Annotated in this window: 9 protein-coding genes; 6 read left to right on the forward strand and 3 right to left on the reverse strand. The window is 48.3% G+C overall.

Annotation, left to right across the window (positions count from 1 at the left end):
* Nucleotides 1-248: 248 nt before the first annotated feature.
* The 4 genes from ACN08Z_RS02580 to cydC all read left to right on the forward strand — a co-directional run bounded on the left by ACN08Z_RS02580 (nucleotide 249) and on the right by cydC (nucleotide 9,518).
* Nucleotides 249-2,354, forward strand: a complete 2,106-nt coding sequence (locus ACN08Z_RS02580; RefSeq protein WP_419103043.1) for a DNA gyrase/topoisomerase IV subunit B — start codon at nucleotides 249-251, stop codon at nucleotides 2,352-2,354.
* Nucleotides 2,355-2,985: 631 nt separating this feature from the next.
* Nucleotides 2,986-4,557 carry a cytochrome ubiquinol oxidase subunit I gene (locus ACN08Z_RS02585; RefSeq protein ID WP_419103044.1) on the forward strand — a complete coding sequence of 524 codons (1,572 nt, stop codon included), beginning with the start codon at nucleotides 2,986-2,988 and terminating at the stop codon, nucleotides 4,555-4,557.
* An 18-nt stretch (nucleotides 4,558-4,575) separates the two neighbouring features.
* A complete protein-coding gene (cydB, locus tag ACN08Z_RS02590; RefSeq protein ID WP_419103045.1) occupies nucleotides 4,576-5,646 on the forward strand; it encodes a cytochrome d ubiquinol oxidase subunit II in 1,071 nt (356 codons plus the stop codon).
* Between the two features lie 209 nt (nucleotides 5,647-5,855).
* On the forward strand, nucleotides 5,856-9,518 hold the full coding sequence (gene cydC, locus ACN08Z_RS02595) for a thiol reductant ABC exporter subunit CydC (RefSeq protein ID WP_419103046.1): 3,663 nt from the start codon (nucleotides 5,856-5,858) through the stop codon (nucleotides 9,516-9,518).
* Nucleotides 9,519-9,603: 85 nt separating this feature from the next.
* Here the strand turns inward: cydC and ACN08Z_RS02600 are convergent, their stop codons facing one another.
* Complete coding sequence (locus tag ACN08Z_RS02600; RefSeq protein WP_419103047.1) at nucleotides 9,604-12,207, reverse strand: DNA gyrase/topoisomerase IV subunit A; 2,604 nt, start codon at nucleotides 12,205-12,207, stop codon at nucleotides 9,604-9,606.
* A gap of 206 nt (nucleotides 12,208-12,413) precedes the next feature.
* On the opposite strand from ACN08Z_RS02600, the gene ACN08Z_RS02605 reads away from it, so the two are divergent.
* Entirely contained in the window at nucleotides 12,414-12,992 is a 579-nt protein-coding gene (locus ACN08Z_RS02605) for a DUF5998 family protein (protein ID WP_419103048.1), read from the forward strand.
* Between the two features lie 5 nt (nucleotides 12,993-12,997).
* Complete coding sequence (locus ACN08Z_RS02610; protein ID WP_419103049.1) at nucleotides 12,998-14,224, forward strand: alkaline phosphatase family protein; 1,227 nt, start codon at nucleotides 12,998-13,000, stop codon at nucleotides 14,222-14,224.
* A 48-nt stretch (nucleotides 14,225-14,272) separates the two neighbouring features.
* Here the strand turns inward: ACN08Z_RS02610 and ACN08Z_RS02615 are convergent, their stop codons facing one another.
* Both ACN08Z_RS02615 and ACN08Z_RS02620 read right to left on the reverse strand, forming a co-directional pair.
* Nucleotides 14,273-15,445, reverse strand: a complete 1,173-nt coding sequence (locus ACN08Z_RS02615; RefSeq protein ID WP_419103050.1) for a hypothetical protein — start codon at nucleotides 15,443-15,445, stop codon at nucleotides 14,273-14,275.
* A gap of 188 nt (nucleotides 15,446-15,633) precedes the next feature.
* Nucleotides 15,634-16,416: a hypothetical protein gene (locus tag ACN08Z_RS02620; protein WP_419103051.1), complete on the reverse strand. Its 783-nt coding sequence runs from the start codon at nucleotides 16,414-16,416 to the stop codon at nucleotides 15,634-15,636.
* Between the last annotated feature and the right edge of the window lie 21 nt (nucleotides 16,417-16,437).

Below are 16,437 nucleotides of genomic sequence, written 5' to 3' on the forward strand. Positions count from 1 at the left end.
GAGGATTTTAGCAACATATTAGAGTCCTAAAACATCGAGTACCTCAACATTGAACACCTAAAATCTCTTGAACTCATTGAGAGAAAAGCCGGTGGCTATCTCATAGATAGATGGCCACCGGCTTTTAGCGTCTCTGAAGAAAAGAACAAATAGCGTTGAAACACCCAAAAAATTTGAGGTGCATAGATAGAATAAAGAACCTAAAATAGGTAGGTTAGTAACCACTCTGCTCAACTAGGGAGAACACCGTGGCAACCTCTTCATATACCGCTCGAAACCTTTCCGTCCTCGAAGGGCTCGAAGCCGTACGTAAACGCCCCGGTATGTATATCGGTTCAACCGACTCTCGCGGTTTAATGCATTGCCTCTGGGAAATTATCGATAACTCTGTAGACGAAGCTCTTGCCGGATACGGACAATCCATCGACATCGTTCTGTACCGTGATGGCTCAGTAGAAGTTCGTGACGACGGGCGAGGTGTCCCGACCGATATCGAACCTCGCACCGGACTGAGCGGTGTGGAAGTGGTGTACACCAAACTTCATGCTGGTGGAAAATTCGGTGGAGGCTCCTATGCTGCCTCTGGTGGTCTGCACGGTGTCGGCGCTTCCGTTGTTAATGCTTTATCAAGCCGGTTAGATGTGCAAGTAGACCGTGGTGGGAAAACCTACCAAATGAGTTTCCGTCACGGCATCCCTGGAGTGTTTAAAGACGGGCGAACACCAACACCACAAGCCTCTTTTACCCCTTCACAAAAAGAAAACGATTCCTTAGTTGTTATCGGCAAGGCTAAACGAGGTGTGACCGGAACCCGCGTACGCTACTGGGCTGATCCACAGATTTTTACACCAGATGCAAAGTTCAGTTATCAGGAACTTGCTCAGCGTGCTCGCCAAACCTCATTTCTCATTCCGGGTCTACGCATCGCCATTCGTGATGAACGTCGGCTAGCTGGCACTCCAGGCGAACACGACACCTACGAAGAAGTGTTCCACCATGATGGTGGTATCTCTGAATTTGTTGAGTACCTTGGACATGATTCATCTGTGACAGATATTTGGCGTTTTCAAGGGCGTGACACCTTTACCGAAACTGTTCCTGTTCTGGATGAAGAAGGGCATTCTCAGCTTCAAGAAGTGGAACGTGAATGTGAAGTTGATATTGCCCTGCGGTGGGGGATTGGATATGACACGACTGTTCGTTCTTTCGTTAACATTATTTCTACCCCTAAAGGCGGCACTCACCTCACAGGCTTTGAACAAGGGCTTTTGAAGACCTTTAGAAAACATCTGAGTGATAATGCCAGAAAATATAAAGTTGGTGCTCAAGATAAGTTTGAAAAAGACGATATTCTTGCTGGACTAACAGCGGTACTCAATGTTCGTTTAGCGGAACCGCAATTTGAAGGACAAACAAAAGAGATTCTTGGTACCTCTGCGGTACGTCAGATTGTCTCGAAAATTGTGAGTACTCAACTAGCCCAGAAACTTAAAGCGACAGCTCGTGCTGATAAACAGCAGGCTCATTCCTTAAGCGAAAAAGTTGTGGCTGAGATGAAATCACGTATCTCAGCGCGAGTGCATAAAGAGACTCAGCGGCGAAAAAATGCTTTAGAAACCAGTTCTATGCCCGCGAAACTTGTGGATTGTCGTTCTCACGATGTCGCTCGTTCTGAACTTTTTATTGTTGAGGGAGACTCTGCTCTAGGAACAGCGCGTCTGGCTCGTTCGTCAAGTTATCAGGCTCTTTTGCCGATTCGCGGAAAGATTCTGAACGTTCAGAAAGCTTCACTGACGGACATGTTAGCTAATGCTGAATGTGCCGCAATTATTCAGGTTCTTGGTGCAGGCTCTGGTCGAACCTTTGATGTCGAAAGTATCCGCTACGGCAAGGTTGTGATGATGACGGATGCTGACGTTGATGGCGCACATATTCGTACTTTGCTTTTGACCTTGTTCTATCGTTATATGCGCCCTATGGTTGAAGCCGGTCGAGTCTATGCTGCGGTGCCTCCGTTGCATCGAGTTGAAGTCATCCATCGTGGACGGGCTAACGAGATGATTTATACGTATTCTGAACGTGAGTTAGAAGAACTTTTGCGCCGTTTAGAAGATGAAGGAAAGAACTATAAAGAGCCGATTCAACGATATAAAGGGTTGGGTGAGATGGATGCTGACCAGCTCGCGGAGACGACGATGGATCCTCGCCATAGAATGTTGCGTCGTATTCGCATTGAAGATGCGCAAGCTGCTGAGCAGGCTTTCTCTTTGTTGATGGGTTCAGAGGTTGCTCCTCGCAAGGAATTTATTATTAACAGTGCCCATAAATTATCTGATGACCAAATTGATGTGTAGTTAGTGTCTTGTTGTTCTTTTCCTGTGTTGTGTTCTCGAGGGTAATGGCAGATTGTTCCGGGATTGTTAGAAGATGAGTTCTCGAGAGAGTATGTGCGTCGTTCTATCGATGAATTATTTTTAGAGCGCGAGAGTGTTGCTCGTTTAGGGCTTCTTGGTCCGCGTGGATAAGTGCTTGCGTCCTTTTACTTTGCGACACGCTGGTGTTTGAGTAGAGATAAAGTGCAATAATTTTTATGAAAAAAATCACCACTATTCTCTATGGTGTTTCATGACAGATTATATAAAGGTGTCAATATATGGGTGGAAAATCTTTACGAGATAGTTTCAAATCTACTTTTTCTCATTGGTTAAAAACTTTTTGAAACACCCAAATAATGCTATTTGACTAGGGTAAATATTGATACTTAGGGGAGTGTTGTCAATTGTTGAAAAAAGCCCAGAACATAAAAAGTGCTTACTGTGAAAATAACCTTTAGAGCAACGTCAAGTCCCCAACTTAAAAGAGTAAATGACAGGGTGTAAACGACTATAAGACAAACCTTGCAACACACCGTAATCTAAATGTGATAAAGCGTGAGTCTCAACAACTCACGGCTCACACATTAAGGTTTATAAAAGGATACAAGCAGTGGATCCACTACTTATAGCACGGTGGCAATTTGGCATCACCACCGTATACCACTTCTTCATGGTGCCTCTGACACTAGGTCTCGGCCCTCTTGTCGCGTACTTCCACTGGAAATACGTCAAAACTGGAAGTGAACGATTTAAACGTCTCACCAAATTCTGGGGAAAACTCTTCCTGATCAACTTTGCCATGGGTGTCGCAACAGGCCTCGTCCAAGAATTCCAATTCGGTATGGCATGGAGCAACTACTCACGATTTGTCGGCGACGTCTTCGGTGCCCCCCTAGCAATGGAAGGCCTCTTTGCTTTCTTCTTCGAATCCACCTTCATCGGACTATGGATTTTCGGCTGGGGTAAACTCTCACCTAAAATTCACGCATGGACTATCACCATCGCCGTTATCGGTACCTGGATCTCCGCATACTTCATCCTTGTAGCAAACTCTTGGATGCAACACCCCGTCGGTGTAGAAATGGTTGACGGACGCCCCGTCATGACCGACATCCTCGCCGTGCTCTTTAACATCACCGCGGTACTCACCGTCCCACACGTTATTACCGGTGCACTCCTCGTCGGTGGAGCCTTCCTCGTCGGTATCTCTTGGTGGCATCTTTGGAAACGCCGTAAAGACGGAATCGACACCGTCGTTGACGGAAAAGTTGTCATCGGTGAGCGCGCTGAAGGCGTTCGCGACAAAGAAGATTTTCACGCTTGGCGCTACGCCCTACGCTTTGGTGCAATCGTAGCCCTCGTCGGATTCCTCGGAACCGCCTTTACCGGCCACGCACAAGCCCAGCTGATGATTCAACAACAGCCACTTAAAATGGCAGCTGCAGAAGCCGCCTGCGAAGACACCACAGCGTTCTCCCTCTTCTCCTACAGCACCAACCCCGGTAGCCAGAACTGTGCAGATATCCATACTGTCCTAAAAATTCCTGGTCTGCTTTCCTTCCTTGCTCACGAAAACTTCACAGAAGAAGTACCCGGCGTCGAAACCCTCCTCAAGGAATACCGCGAACAGCTAGGAACTCACTACCCTAACCAGCCAGAAGTCTACGGCGAGTACGCAGGACAAGAAATTCAATACACACCGCTGGTTGAAGTTACCTACTACGGCTTCCGTGGCATGTTCACCCTCGGTGGTATGAGCGCATTGATGGCTATCTACGCGCTATGGATAACCCGCAAAAACGGTACCGGCACAGTTCCCGCATCCAACGGTATTAAGAACCTACAGCTTGTAGCACTATGGTTCCCATTCCTTGGCAATGCAGCTGGCTGGATTTTCACCGAAATGGGACGTCAACCATTCGTTGTTGCACCAAACTTCCAAGGCGACACCGCTGTTATGATGTTCACCGCTGCCGGTGTCTCACCAGAAGTATCAGCAGGAACCATTCTTTTCTCACTGATTACACTAGGACTACTCTACGGAGTCCTTGCAATCGTTGAGATATACCTGCTCACCAAATACGTTCGTTCCGGTATCGTGGCATCCATGCCTGAACTACTCGAAGACGACGAAGACACCAACCACGATGAAAAACGCGACGTCCTCGCGTTTGCATACTAAGAAGAGAGGACGAACACTATGAACATCTTCGCTGACCAGCCTCTGCTTCCTACCATATGGTTCATCATCATCGGCGTATTCTGGATTGGATACCTCATCCTCGAAGGATTTGACTTCGGAGTCGGCATGATGATGTCAAAAGTCTTTTCAAAAAATGAAAAAGAAAAACGACTTCTTCTCAACACCATCGGCCCTGTATGGGACGGAAACGAAGTTTGGATTGTAACCGGAGGTGCCGCAACCTTTGCAGCTTTCCCCTTCTGGTACGCTTCACTCTTCTCCGCGCTCTACATTCCGCTAACCCTAGCACTCGTATTCCTCATCTTGCGAGTCGTCGCTATCGATTACCGCGGAAAACACCATAGCGAAAAATGGGTCAACTTCTGGAATGCATCCATCTCCGTATCTTCCTTCTTCATCGCCTTCCTCGTTGGTGCACTGCTTGGAATTACCTCCACCGGTTTGCCGATTAATGAGAACGGCGACGTTGTTGGAGCCTTCACATGGGTGTTCAACCCCTTCACCTATATCGGTGGACTCGGAATTGTTCTCTTCTCGTATCTACAGGGGCTTGCCTTTATCGCCCTCAAAACAGACGGAGAAGTACGTTACCGTGCGAGTAAAACACTAGTACGGCTCATGCCATTAGGTGTTCTGCCCTGTGTTATCTGGGTGCTTTACCTACAATTCACCGGCATGAGCGCCGGAATACTCTCTTGGGCCATGGTTATTTTTGCTGTCATTAGCTGTGCATTTGCATACCTTAAAGCACGTGCAGGACGTGAAGGTTGGACTTTTGTCGGAACTTCACTGTTCATCACGACTGGTGCTCTAGCTATCTTCCTAGCGTTATACCCCAATGTTTTCCCCTCAACATTGGACCCAGCTTACAGCCTGAATATTGCTAATGCCTCAAGCTCTCCCTATACCTTGACTATCATGACGTGGCTAGCATGTTTGATGTTGCCTTTCATCATTTTGTATCAGGCATGGGGATACTACATGTTCCGCAAACGCATGACAGTAGAACATATCCCTGACGCACATGATGCTACCGAGCTAGCAACTATGTCTAAGGGAAGCCACTAAACACTGGTTCAGAAGGAACGAGATATCTCATTCCTTCACAAAAAAGCGGGTGCGTCTATCAACCATAGGCGCACCCGCTTTCATCTACCACCCCATCATTGACATCACAATAAAACCTTCTGCCCATTCACCAGAAAAATATATTTTTCAAAGGTAGACTCAAAAGAACATCTGTCTATACCTTCATACCCGAAAGTTCACCGTTACCTATGGATAAGCGTCCTCCACTGGGGCCCAACGCCACAACTAACCTCGGCATCTTTGCGCTCATCACCATCATAAAAACGAGTGCGACAGTACTTTTTGCCGCCGTTCTTGGTACAGCTATCGCTTACATGGCTAGACTCACCTATGCTGCGATACACCGTAACCAAATCTTCACCAGTGATTATGACCGTCAGCAAGCAGTTTTTGGTGGCAACGCTGAAGCCCACCTAGACGGTATCTGGCTCGCAACTTTTGGGCAAAAACCAACCGTTATGATGCTGTTACTCGTTGCTTTCATCGCACTAGTATTACGTGCAGCAAGCGACTGGGCGCTGAGCTATTTCGCGCAACGTGCAGCCACCGGAACAAAATCAACTATCCGTGCACAACTGGTTGAAAGAGTCCTTGCCACTGGAGGAGTAGACACCCCCGATGGTACTGGCGGAACAGCAGTTCTGATCTCTCGAGGGCTCGACGCTATCGACGACTACTACACCAAAACTCTTACCGCACTTGTTAGCACCGCGGTAACCCCCATCATGATTCTTTGTGTACTGGGCTTCTACGACTTAACCTCCGCCATCGTCATTATCGCGACGCTGCCCCTCATTCCAGTCTTCATGGTACTCATCGGTAAAACCACGAAAAAAGACACTGAAAAAGCCCAACAAGAATTACTGCGTCTGTCTGACCATATTGTAGAGCTTGTCAAAGGATTGCCTGTGCTCGTTGGACTCGGTCGTGCTCGTGCCCAATCAAAAGCTCTAGCAGAACTAGGGGAGCGTTATCGCAAAACAACAGTATTCACCCTACGCTCAGCGTTTCTTTCATCTTTCTGGCTTGAACTGCTCACCACCATTTCTATCGCCGTCATTGCGGTGCTCATCGGCGTACGCCTAGTCCACGGAAATATGGGTCTAGACGTGGCACTACTAGCATTACTTTTAGCTCCCGAATGCTATCAGCCATTACGCGACGTAGGTAGCGCCTACCATCAGTCTGAAGATGGCTTAGCCGCTCTACGACGTGCCCAGAGTATCATCGACCGTCCTCTCCCCGAAGAGAAAACCTTCTTTGACGGAGAAGAACTAAGCATCCAAAACGTCTGTGTCACATATCCCGGACGAAGCCAAGTTCTACACGACGTGAGCTTTACCGTTCCGCATGGAAGTACCGTCAGCATTACCGGACCTTCTGGTTGCGGAAAATCTACCTTATTGGGGGTTATCAACGGTTCTGTCGCTGACGGGCTAATCCCTACCGGATCTCGCAAACCTTTACAGGTCAGTGGTGAAGTCAGCGGTACCGGATCCATCGTATGGGTCAGCCAATCACCAGCCTTTATCGCAACCTCAGTGATTAACGAAGTTGCACTTTACGGATTCCCCGCCGTCGTTGATAGTGAAGAAGACTTTGCCGCCGTACTCAAGCTCTTGAGCGAAACCGGACCACTTTCTCTATCTGCCCGCGGACGTGAACGATACCGTCAATACCTACGAGTTGTGGGGTTGGAAGATTTCGCCGACCTTGCACCAGAATCTTTGAGCGCCGGACAAATGCGCCGTCTAGCCATTGCACGGGCATTAGCACGTGTTGATGCTTTAGAACGTGTGGGGGAAAAGGTCACCGTACTTGTAGACGAACCAACAGCTCACCTTGATGCAATCGCCTCAGACCGCGTCAATATTTCATTGGCAGCTTTAGCTACCACGGGCGCTACTTTACTTATCGTCACCCATGACGAAGACCTTGCACGGCGAACAGACTTCCGCCTTGACGCTACAACGGACGAACGCGGAACCGCAACATCATGGACCATGAGTCGTAGTACTTCCATGGGGTGGAACGTTGAGAGCTTCAAAGAATCTCTACGACAGCATTCCGCCGAGAGCCCGCAAACAGCAGAGAAAAAGCCTCACCGTCCTGATACGGGGGCATACCGGCAACAATATGGTTCTGTCCTTCAAACGTTGAGAGATATTCGTTCACTGACCGGTATCACTTTTAAACAGAGCCTCATTCCTATTATCCTGTCTGCTCTAGCATTATCATTTTCTATTATGCTGACGGCACTTTCTGGCTGGCTCATCGTACGAGCCGCAGAACAGCCTGCCATTATGTACCTCATGGTCGCCATCGTCGGAGTACGGTTCTTTGGACTTGGGCGAGCCTGCACTCGTTATGTAGAACGTTTACGCACCCACGATCTTGTGCTCAAAGCAGCGAACTTCTTGCGAGTAAGAGCATGGGATTCTGCCGGAAGAACCGTGCTATCTTTGCGTTCGCTTCTTCGTGGCGACCGAATTCTTAACCGTCTTGTTGGAGATATTGACGAACTACGCGACGCTTTACCTCGTGTGATTCTTCCAGTAGGTTCTCACCTGACGGTGATGATTTTGGCGGTCGTCGTTACTTTAAGCGTTGCCCCTATTGCTACTCCTATTATTCTGTGTGCAGCGGTTATTTCTACCGTCGTCATACCGGCTTTGGTTCGATACACTGATCATCGCGCTGACGCTATTGCCCGATTCTCAACCTCAGAATTATTACGTTTAGGGGTCTCAACCCTTGACGCTGCCGCTGACCTTCGAGCCAATGGGCTCAACTACCTTGCGACTGCAGCCTTCAAAGAAAAAGACCAACGTAATGTTGAGTCAATCCTTGCAGGTTCAAAGGCTAGTGGCTTCGGACATGCTCTTACTATCGTGACGTGGTGGGGTGCGGCTCTAGGAACTATCGTCATCACATGGGCACAAGTTCGCTCTGGAGAATTGACAGGTCCGCTTGTCGCAATCATTCTCTTAATGTGCACCGCAATGGGAGAAAGCACCGCCGGACATATTGAAGCTGTACGAGGATGGCCTGCACTTGCTGAACTTGTACGACGTATGCGCCCCCTCGTGGAAACAAACTCAGTTCAGAACACTGCAACCGATGTTGCACAAACTCGTCAACGTCTAGGAACACCCATTACTTTGACGATGGAAAATGTTGCAACTCGTTGGCCCAGCATGAAAGAACCTGTTTTTACAGGACTTAACGCTTCGATTAGTTCTGGGCAATGGCTCGGCATTACCGGTGTTTCTGGTGCCGGTAAAACTACTGCTCTGGCAACATTGTTGGGATTCTTACCTGTAGAGAATGGGTCAATTAGTGTTAACGGGCAGACACTCGAAAGTGCTGATTTACGTGGTTATGCTGCATGGTGTCCACAATCTGCGTATATTTTCGAATCTTCGATTGCGAATAACCTTGCCTTGGCAGCTTCTGCGAAAAATCGGCCTAGTGAAGCTGACATGTACTCTGTTCTGGATAGAGTCGGGCTAGGAGACTTCGTACGTTCTCTGCCTGAAGGTCTAAACACTCCTGTAGGAGCTGGCGGTTCGTATGTCTCTGGCGGTCAACGCCAGCGTATTGCGATTGCTCGTACCCTATTGACACAGTCTCCACTACTTCTTATGGACGAGCCGACTGCGCATTTAGACGCTCCAGCAGCACGTGCCCTGATTGCAGAAGTATCTCGTGGAACCAAAATAGATGTGGATACGATGAAACATGTTGCACGGCCTGATTCTGGTCTTCAGATACCTCCAGCTGTGGTTCTCGTGTCACACCGTCGCGACGATATTCAAGCCTGCGACCGTATTGTTGAGTTATCACCCTAAATAAACTCTCGTAGATACAAGAATGCCGTGGTTGCTTACGAAACTGAGCAACCACGGCATTCTTGTGCCAGAAATACGTGATGTTCTATGAGAAGAGAGTTCCTTCAAGGGGCAACTCAGCTTCAGCTGACGCCTTTTGGGAGCTGTGCTCTGGGACAGAAGGGTCATCCTTCGTCTCTGTTCCGGTGTTTGGCAATAACCACTGAGTGTGTTGATATGAGGAACCCACCGCAGCAATAGATTGAGTGAGGGGGATACCCGAATCATCACGAGCAGAAAACTCTGTTGGTACAGCCCTTGCTACACCAGCGGGGCTTACTGCCTTTAACGCTCCACGACCAATAAACGCTAACGTCAAAGAAGACTCGCCCGATAAGAAGCGATGACAACGAACGCCACCGGTGGCACGTCCTTTTTGAGGGAATTGTTCTAACTCAGTAACTTTGGCACTATCTTCGGAGCCACCGTGAGCAATCGTCATGACAACAGCATCACTACGCGCAGGGGTAACACCAAAAGCAATAACACGGTCTTTTTCAGCGAGTTTAATGCCGGCAATACCACTACCACCTTTGCCCTGAGGACGTACCTTATCTGCAGTGAAACACAATAACTTTGCCTGCTCTGTCACGAATGTTAGAACGTCGCTGTCGTGCGCACATACTGACACCGAAACAACCTGATCTTTAGGTTTAAGGGCGATAATATCCCAGCTATCAGCATTGAGCGGGTAATCAGGATTAACTCGTTTAACAACACCTTGAGCGGTGCCTAAAGCAATAATCTGATGAAGCGGAGCCAACCCAACAATCTTTTCAGAACGCCCTAACGAAACAATCTCGTCTAAAGGAACGCCACTAGAAAGTATTGGTGTACCTTGAGAATTCTCAAGGACGACAAGGTCCATAACGTTTAACCGAACCATACGCCCTAAGGAAGTTACCGCTGCTATCTCAGAACGTGCGCTGGTTGCAACTGCTGACACTAACGCATCATGTTTGAGACGTTTTGTTGAATCTTCAAGTGCTACAAGACCATCAGGATACGGCGTACTTCTGCCAATACGCCCCGTTGTAGACAGAAGAACCCAACACGGGTCATTCGCAATTTCTAATGCTAAGCTGCCGCGTGTAACTTTCTGGTCAGAAGAATTTTTGGCCTGAGCGAGTTCATCAGCTAGACGATCTTTTGAAGTAAGAACGGTGCGTCGGTCTGTTCCATAGGTATCTGCTACCTCTTGTAACTCATCAGAAACAACCGTATGTAACCGTTTTTCGTGAGCTAAAATATCCTCTAAATCGGCAATAGAATGAAGTAGCTCATCACGTTCTTTCTCCAAGTCAAGCCGTGAATACTTTGTAAGCTGGCGGAGACGAACCTCCAAAATATAATGTGCCTGAACCTCACTTAAATCAAAGACCGTCATGAGGCGGGCTTTAGCCTGAGAGCTCTCATCCGAAGAACGAATAATCTGAATGACCTCATCAATATCAATAATCGCGATGAGAAGACCCTCAACTAAATGAAGACGTTTTTTCTTCTGTTCTAGACGGAACACGGTACGCCTGCGAACGACCTCAATACGATGATTAACGTAGACACGCAAAAGATCTAAAAGACCAAGGGTCTGAGGCTGTCCTTGTACAAGAGCAACATTATTAATGCCAAAAGAATCTTCTAAAGGCGTGTATTTGTATAACGAAGCTAGAACAGCTTGAGGATTAAAACCATTTTTAATCTCAATGACCATACGCAAACCATTTTTACGATCTGTCAGGTCTGCCACATCAGATATGCCTAGAAGCTTCTTCTTCTGAACACCATCTTTAATTTTCTCAATAACTTTTTCAGGGCCTACCATATACGGCAACTCGGTAATCACAATGCCTTGTTTCCGAGCAGACACCTGTTCAATGGTAGCTTTAGCACGAGTTTTAAAAATACCGCGACCATGAGCGTAGGCATCTTTAATGCCGTCAAGCCCAACAATTGTTCCGCCGGTAGGAAGATCTGGGCCTGGAATAAACTTCATGATTTGGGTGAGAGTAGCGTCAGGATTCTCAATTAAATACCGTGCCCCAGCAATAACTTCACGAAGATTATGCGGAGGCATATTTGTAGCCATACCTACCGCAATACCCGAAGAACCATTGACTAACAGATTAGGGAAAGCGGCCGGCAAAACAGAAGGCTGCATCAACTGGTTGTCATAATTGGGAACAAAATCGACAACATCCTCATCTAAATCTGCGGTGAGCGCCAAAGCAGAAGACGCCATACGCGCTTCGGTATATCGAGAGGCCGCAGGCCCATCATCTAAAGACCCAAAGTTTCCATGACCATCAACAAGAGGCATCCTCATAGCAAAAGGCTGAGCTAAACGCACCATTGCATCATAGATGGCACCATCACCATGAGGGTGAAGCTTGCCCATCACTTCACCAACAACACGAGCACTTTTCACATGACCTTTAGCAGGGGTCAAACCCATCTGCTGCATCATATACAAGATGCGTCGCTGTACCGGTTTGAGACCGTCTCTAGCATCAGGTAAAGCTCGGGAATAAATCACCGAATATGAGTACTCCAAAAAGCTGGTTTCCATTTCGGAGGATACATCAATATCGACAATATTTTCTACGATATCTTCAGGGTAATCATCCTGCAGAGTTGTGCCACGGCGGGCCATATAAACCTCTTCAATAGCTGACGGGGTAGGGTCTTAAACATTCTACCGTTCGGTTCTGAGAATGCTCTCCTTTGAAAGAACCAACACAACAGCAAATGCGCTCATGAGGATATCAAAGCCAAGAATGTCATAACAATGACCAACGAACTAGAACCTGTACGGTTTACAATAAATAAATATCTTATACACCTTGGAGGGATACCCATATGAGCAGTCCTCGTCTTAGATTGTTGGAAGAGTCCATTACCAGATTAGGATTTTACCCAGAACTGACAACAGACGCGGTAATAGATGGGTTAATAGGGCAAGAACCTCAATCCCACCTCGTTCATCTTGAAACCCACTTTGAACACGGTACCGTTCACCGCCACATTACAGTACTAGCGCTCACGCAACGCTATTTGCTGGTAGTACACCTCGATGATCACGAACACCACCAACCAGATGAAACTGCAACACACCTCAGCGTTGAGAGCTTTTCTTTAGAACATCTAAAATCCGTATCCGTGAACTACGTGTATATCGACTCCTCCGATTACCAACGAGGAACCCTCCCTTCTGAAGTGTCCCTTAACATTGCGTGGACAGGTTCCCAACGTCTTGACCTGCAACCAGCAGACTGCCCTGACCCGCAATGCCATGCTAACCACGGATATACTGGCCTAGCGATGTGCGAAGACATCTCTTTACGTATTAGCTCAACAGCTGACGGAGAAGAATCTGTGAGACAAGCGTGCAACTTTGTGCAAGCCTTAAGAAAAGCACAGCTAGAAGCAGGGAGATAACCTTAATGTTCACAGACTATTGCGGAACACCCCTGCCAGCACCCGCACCATACGGTAGTGGTACTATTGCTGATCTTTTCGAATCAGCCGGAACACTCGTAAAACAGCGCACCATCACACCTGACCCTCACCCTCTATGGGGGGAGGGCGCTCATGACGCCATCGGGTTAGCACAACGTTTAGAACAAGCTGGAATCAACCCCGACAAATTCCGTAGTGTGTGCGTTGTCATGGTAGACGGGCTCGGTGAAGACCTCCTCCAAAAATATGCCTCTTATGCCCCATTCCTTAAAAATTCCATTTCTTTAGGAACACTGCACTCTGCAATACCTTCGACCACGGCAGCATCCCTCACCTCTTTCGGCACCGCTTTACCACCAGGGATACACGGTGTTGCTGGATACGAAGTGCGCAACCCTGAAAATGACGCTGTCGTCAATCATCTTTCAGGCTGGGATTCATCCATCGACCCTCACCAATGGCAACCTTACCCTACCGTCTTTGAACGCTATGAAAACTATTGCAACGTCGCAACCGTATCCTTGAGCCGATACCAAAAATCAGGGCTAAGCCAATTTGGCTTACGAGGAGGAGAATTCTTCCACGCTCAAGCACCAACTGGAAGAATCACTCTTGGAACGAGTCTTCTGTCATCAAGGAAACCATCCCTTGTCTATATGTATTGGGGAGAAATCGACCAAGCTGGACACCGCTTCGGAACAGGATCCACCCAATGGATTCACCAACTAGAAGAATTGAATCTTTCTCTCAGAAAATTAGCAGAAAGAGTGCCCGCACAAACACTATTACTCTTATCTGCAGATCATGGGATGCTCGATATCGATCGTGAGCACCGATACGACTACTCTGCCGATGAACATCTCATTGAAAATGTCAGACTCACTGCAGGTGAACCACGTATGGTTCAGCTATACCTGAAAGACAATTCCAAGGAAGCAAAAGAAAAAACTCTCAACGATTGGGCTAAACGCTGGGGAGAGCAAGCATGGATTATCGACACCGAAGAAGCTTGCGAACAGGGACTTTTTGGTATTGAAGTGCGAGATCAAGCACGCGCTCGTATCGGTGATATTTTGATTGCTTGCCGTGAGCCTATTGCTCTCTACGATAAACGTCGAGCTAAACCGCAAGCTTTCGATATGGTTGGTCAGCACGGTTCTTTAACCGAAACAGAGACGACTATTCCGCTACGCGTATTACCTACAACATAAACTAAGGGAGGAGAACACCTCAGGTGTTCTCCTCCCTTAGTGAAACGGTTAGCCTTCTTGTACGGGAGCTGTCGTTGGCACGTCATGTGCTTCTTGAGGGCCTGCTGGAGTCGCAGGAGCAGTATTGCGTGCTTCACCTTGTGTTGCTGGCGGAACAGATGGACCAGAAGGAATTGGCTGAGGCTGAGCCGGCAAGGACGAGGCTGGCGGTGCCACAGTTGGTCCTTGTACGGTAGCTTCTGTTGGTTCCTGCGTGGGATCAGCTTCTTGTGTCGTTGGCTCTGGTGCAGAGCTACTCTCTACCGGTTCTTCAGAGGGGGTAGGTTCTGCTGTTGTGCTCTGAACAGTGGGCTCAGGTTCTTGAACAACAGGTGGTTGTGGTGCGATAACAGGTGGTGGTGCTTGTTCAACAGGAACTTCTGGTACGGGTGGATCTACATACTCAATAGTTCCTGGAGCTACAGGGGCAGGTGTCGGATTAAGATATTTAACTTCAGGCTCTTTGACAGTGTGAGTGGGAGCTGGGGCAGGAGAGAATGTTGCCCGAGGTGATTCTGTAGCGGTAGGACTTGTTGTAGCGCTTTCTTTGACGGTGTGAGCGTCGGTCGGGGTGATGTTATCTGAGCTGTGGTTAAAAGCGTAGACGGTGGCGATACCTGCAAGGAGAAGAGCACCCACGCCTAAAGCACCGAATACGATACCTTTACGGGAAGTTGCTTCGACTGTAGATTCTGCTGCGTGGGTAAGAACATCACGCTCATTGAGTGATCCTGTTGTGAGAGCGCGCTGTTGTGCTGCTTTTTGTGCAGTAAGCCCCGCAATAGCTGCCTGACGGGCACGGTATTCTGCTTCTTTTTGTTTACGAGCCTTTTCCTCTGCGTGTTGCTCGTTCCGTTCCCTGATTTTCTCGGCAAGGCTTTTTTTCTCAAAAACTGTGCCGTTTCTGAGCAGTTGGTGTGAGAGAGAATCGTCCTCAGCGCCTTGTTCTACTGCGTGGAGTGAATCCTCTGTGACATAGATATAGCCTGGCTGGGCGATAGTTGTGATAGGTTCCGTTTGAACTGATACATCGTCTGAACCTTGAGCCTGATGATTTTCTACATCAGATTCGTTCTGCTCAGGTTTGTGTACTTCTAACGGCGCAGTATCTTCCGATGTGTGGTCTATATGTTCAGAATCATCGGAGGCCGCTGAATCAGCGCGATGTTTAGGGTGGGTCATATACGTACCTATCTGCGTGGTTCTCTCTACGTGCTAGTGATTGAGACAAAGTCTAAAGACTTTACCGCTCATAGTACATTCTACGGATAACAGAGTGAAAATAGGAGTCTTTGTGTCCTGAGAACGTATGTTCTCTTACGAACAATCACGAGTAATGGCGAACCTGAACAACGAGAAGAGAGGAATGCCTATCCTTGTCCTGGGGCAGGATTTTGAATAGGTGCAGGCACAACATTGTTTGTCGGCGGGGCTGGTTGTACAGGCTGTGCTGGAGCAACCGGCGCTGGAGCAACAGGTTGAGCAGGCGCCACGGGTGCCGCGGGCGCTGGCTGTACAGGCTGTGCTGGAGCAACCGGCGCTGGAGCAACGGGCTGAGCAGGCACTACAGGCGCTGGCTGTACAGGCTGTGCTGGAGCAACAGGTTGAGCAGGCGCCACGGGTGCCGCGGGCGCTGGCTGTACAGGTTGAGCTGGAGCAACCGGCGCTGGAGCAACAGGCTGAGCAGGTATGACAGGGTCAGTCTCTACCTCGGGGACTTCTTCTACTGTCTCTGGAACAGCCGGCACAATAGGCTCAGCCGGAACAAATTCTTCAGTTACTTGGGGGACCTGCACTTCAGGTGCCGGTGAGAACGTTGGCGTCGGTGACAGAGATGGGCTAGAAGAAGATACAGGGGTTGGTGTTGCGGACGGTGTTGAGCTTGGGGTAGGAGTAGCGCTGACACTTGGTGAATCCGTCACCGCATGCGTTGCTTCTTCTGAGATAGGAGAGATAGGTGGGTCTGCTACGGGGAAGAACGTAAAAGCCGCCACAGATAGTCCCAAAAGAGAGACACCTAAAAGCCCAAGAAACATCGTTCTTGTATGTTTCTTGTGGGGGAGTTCAGTAACTTTAGGACCTGTCGGTAAATCAGGGATATGATCGGGTTCTTCAACATCCGAAAGATGCTTAGGGGAATAAGAATGACTCATAGGGGTATACCTAATATATTA

The sequence above is a fragment of the Rothia sp. P7181 genome (assembly GCF_048513015.1).
Classification (GTDB): Bacteria; Actinomycetota; Actinomycetes; order Actinomycetales; family Micrococcaceae; genus Rothia.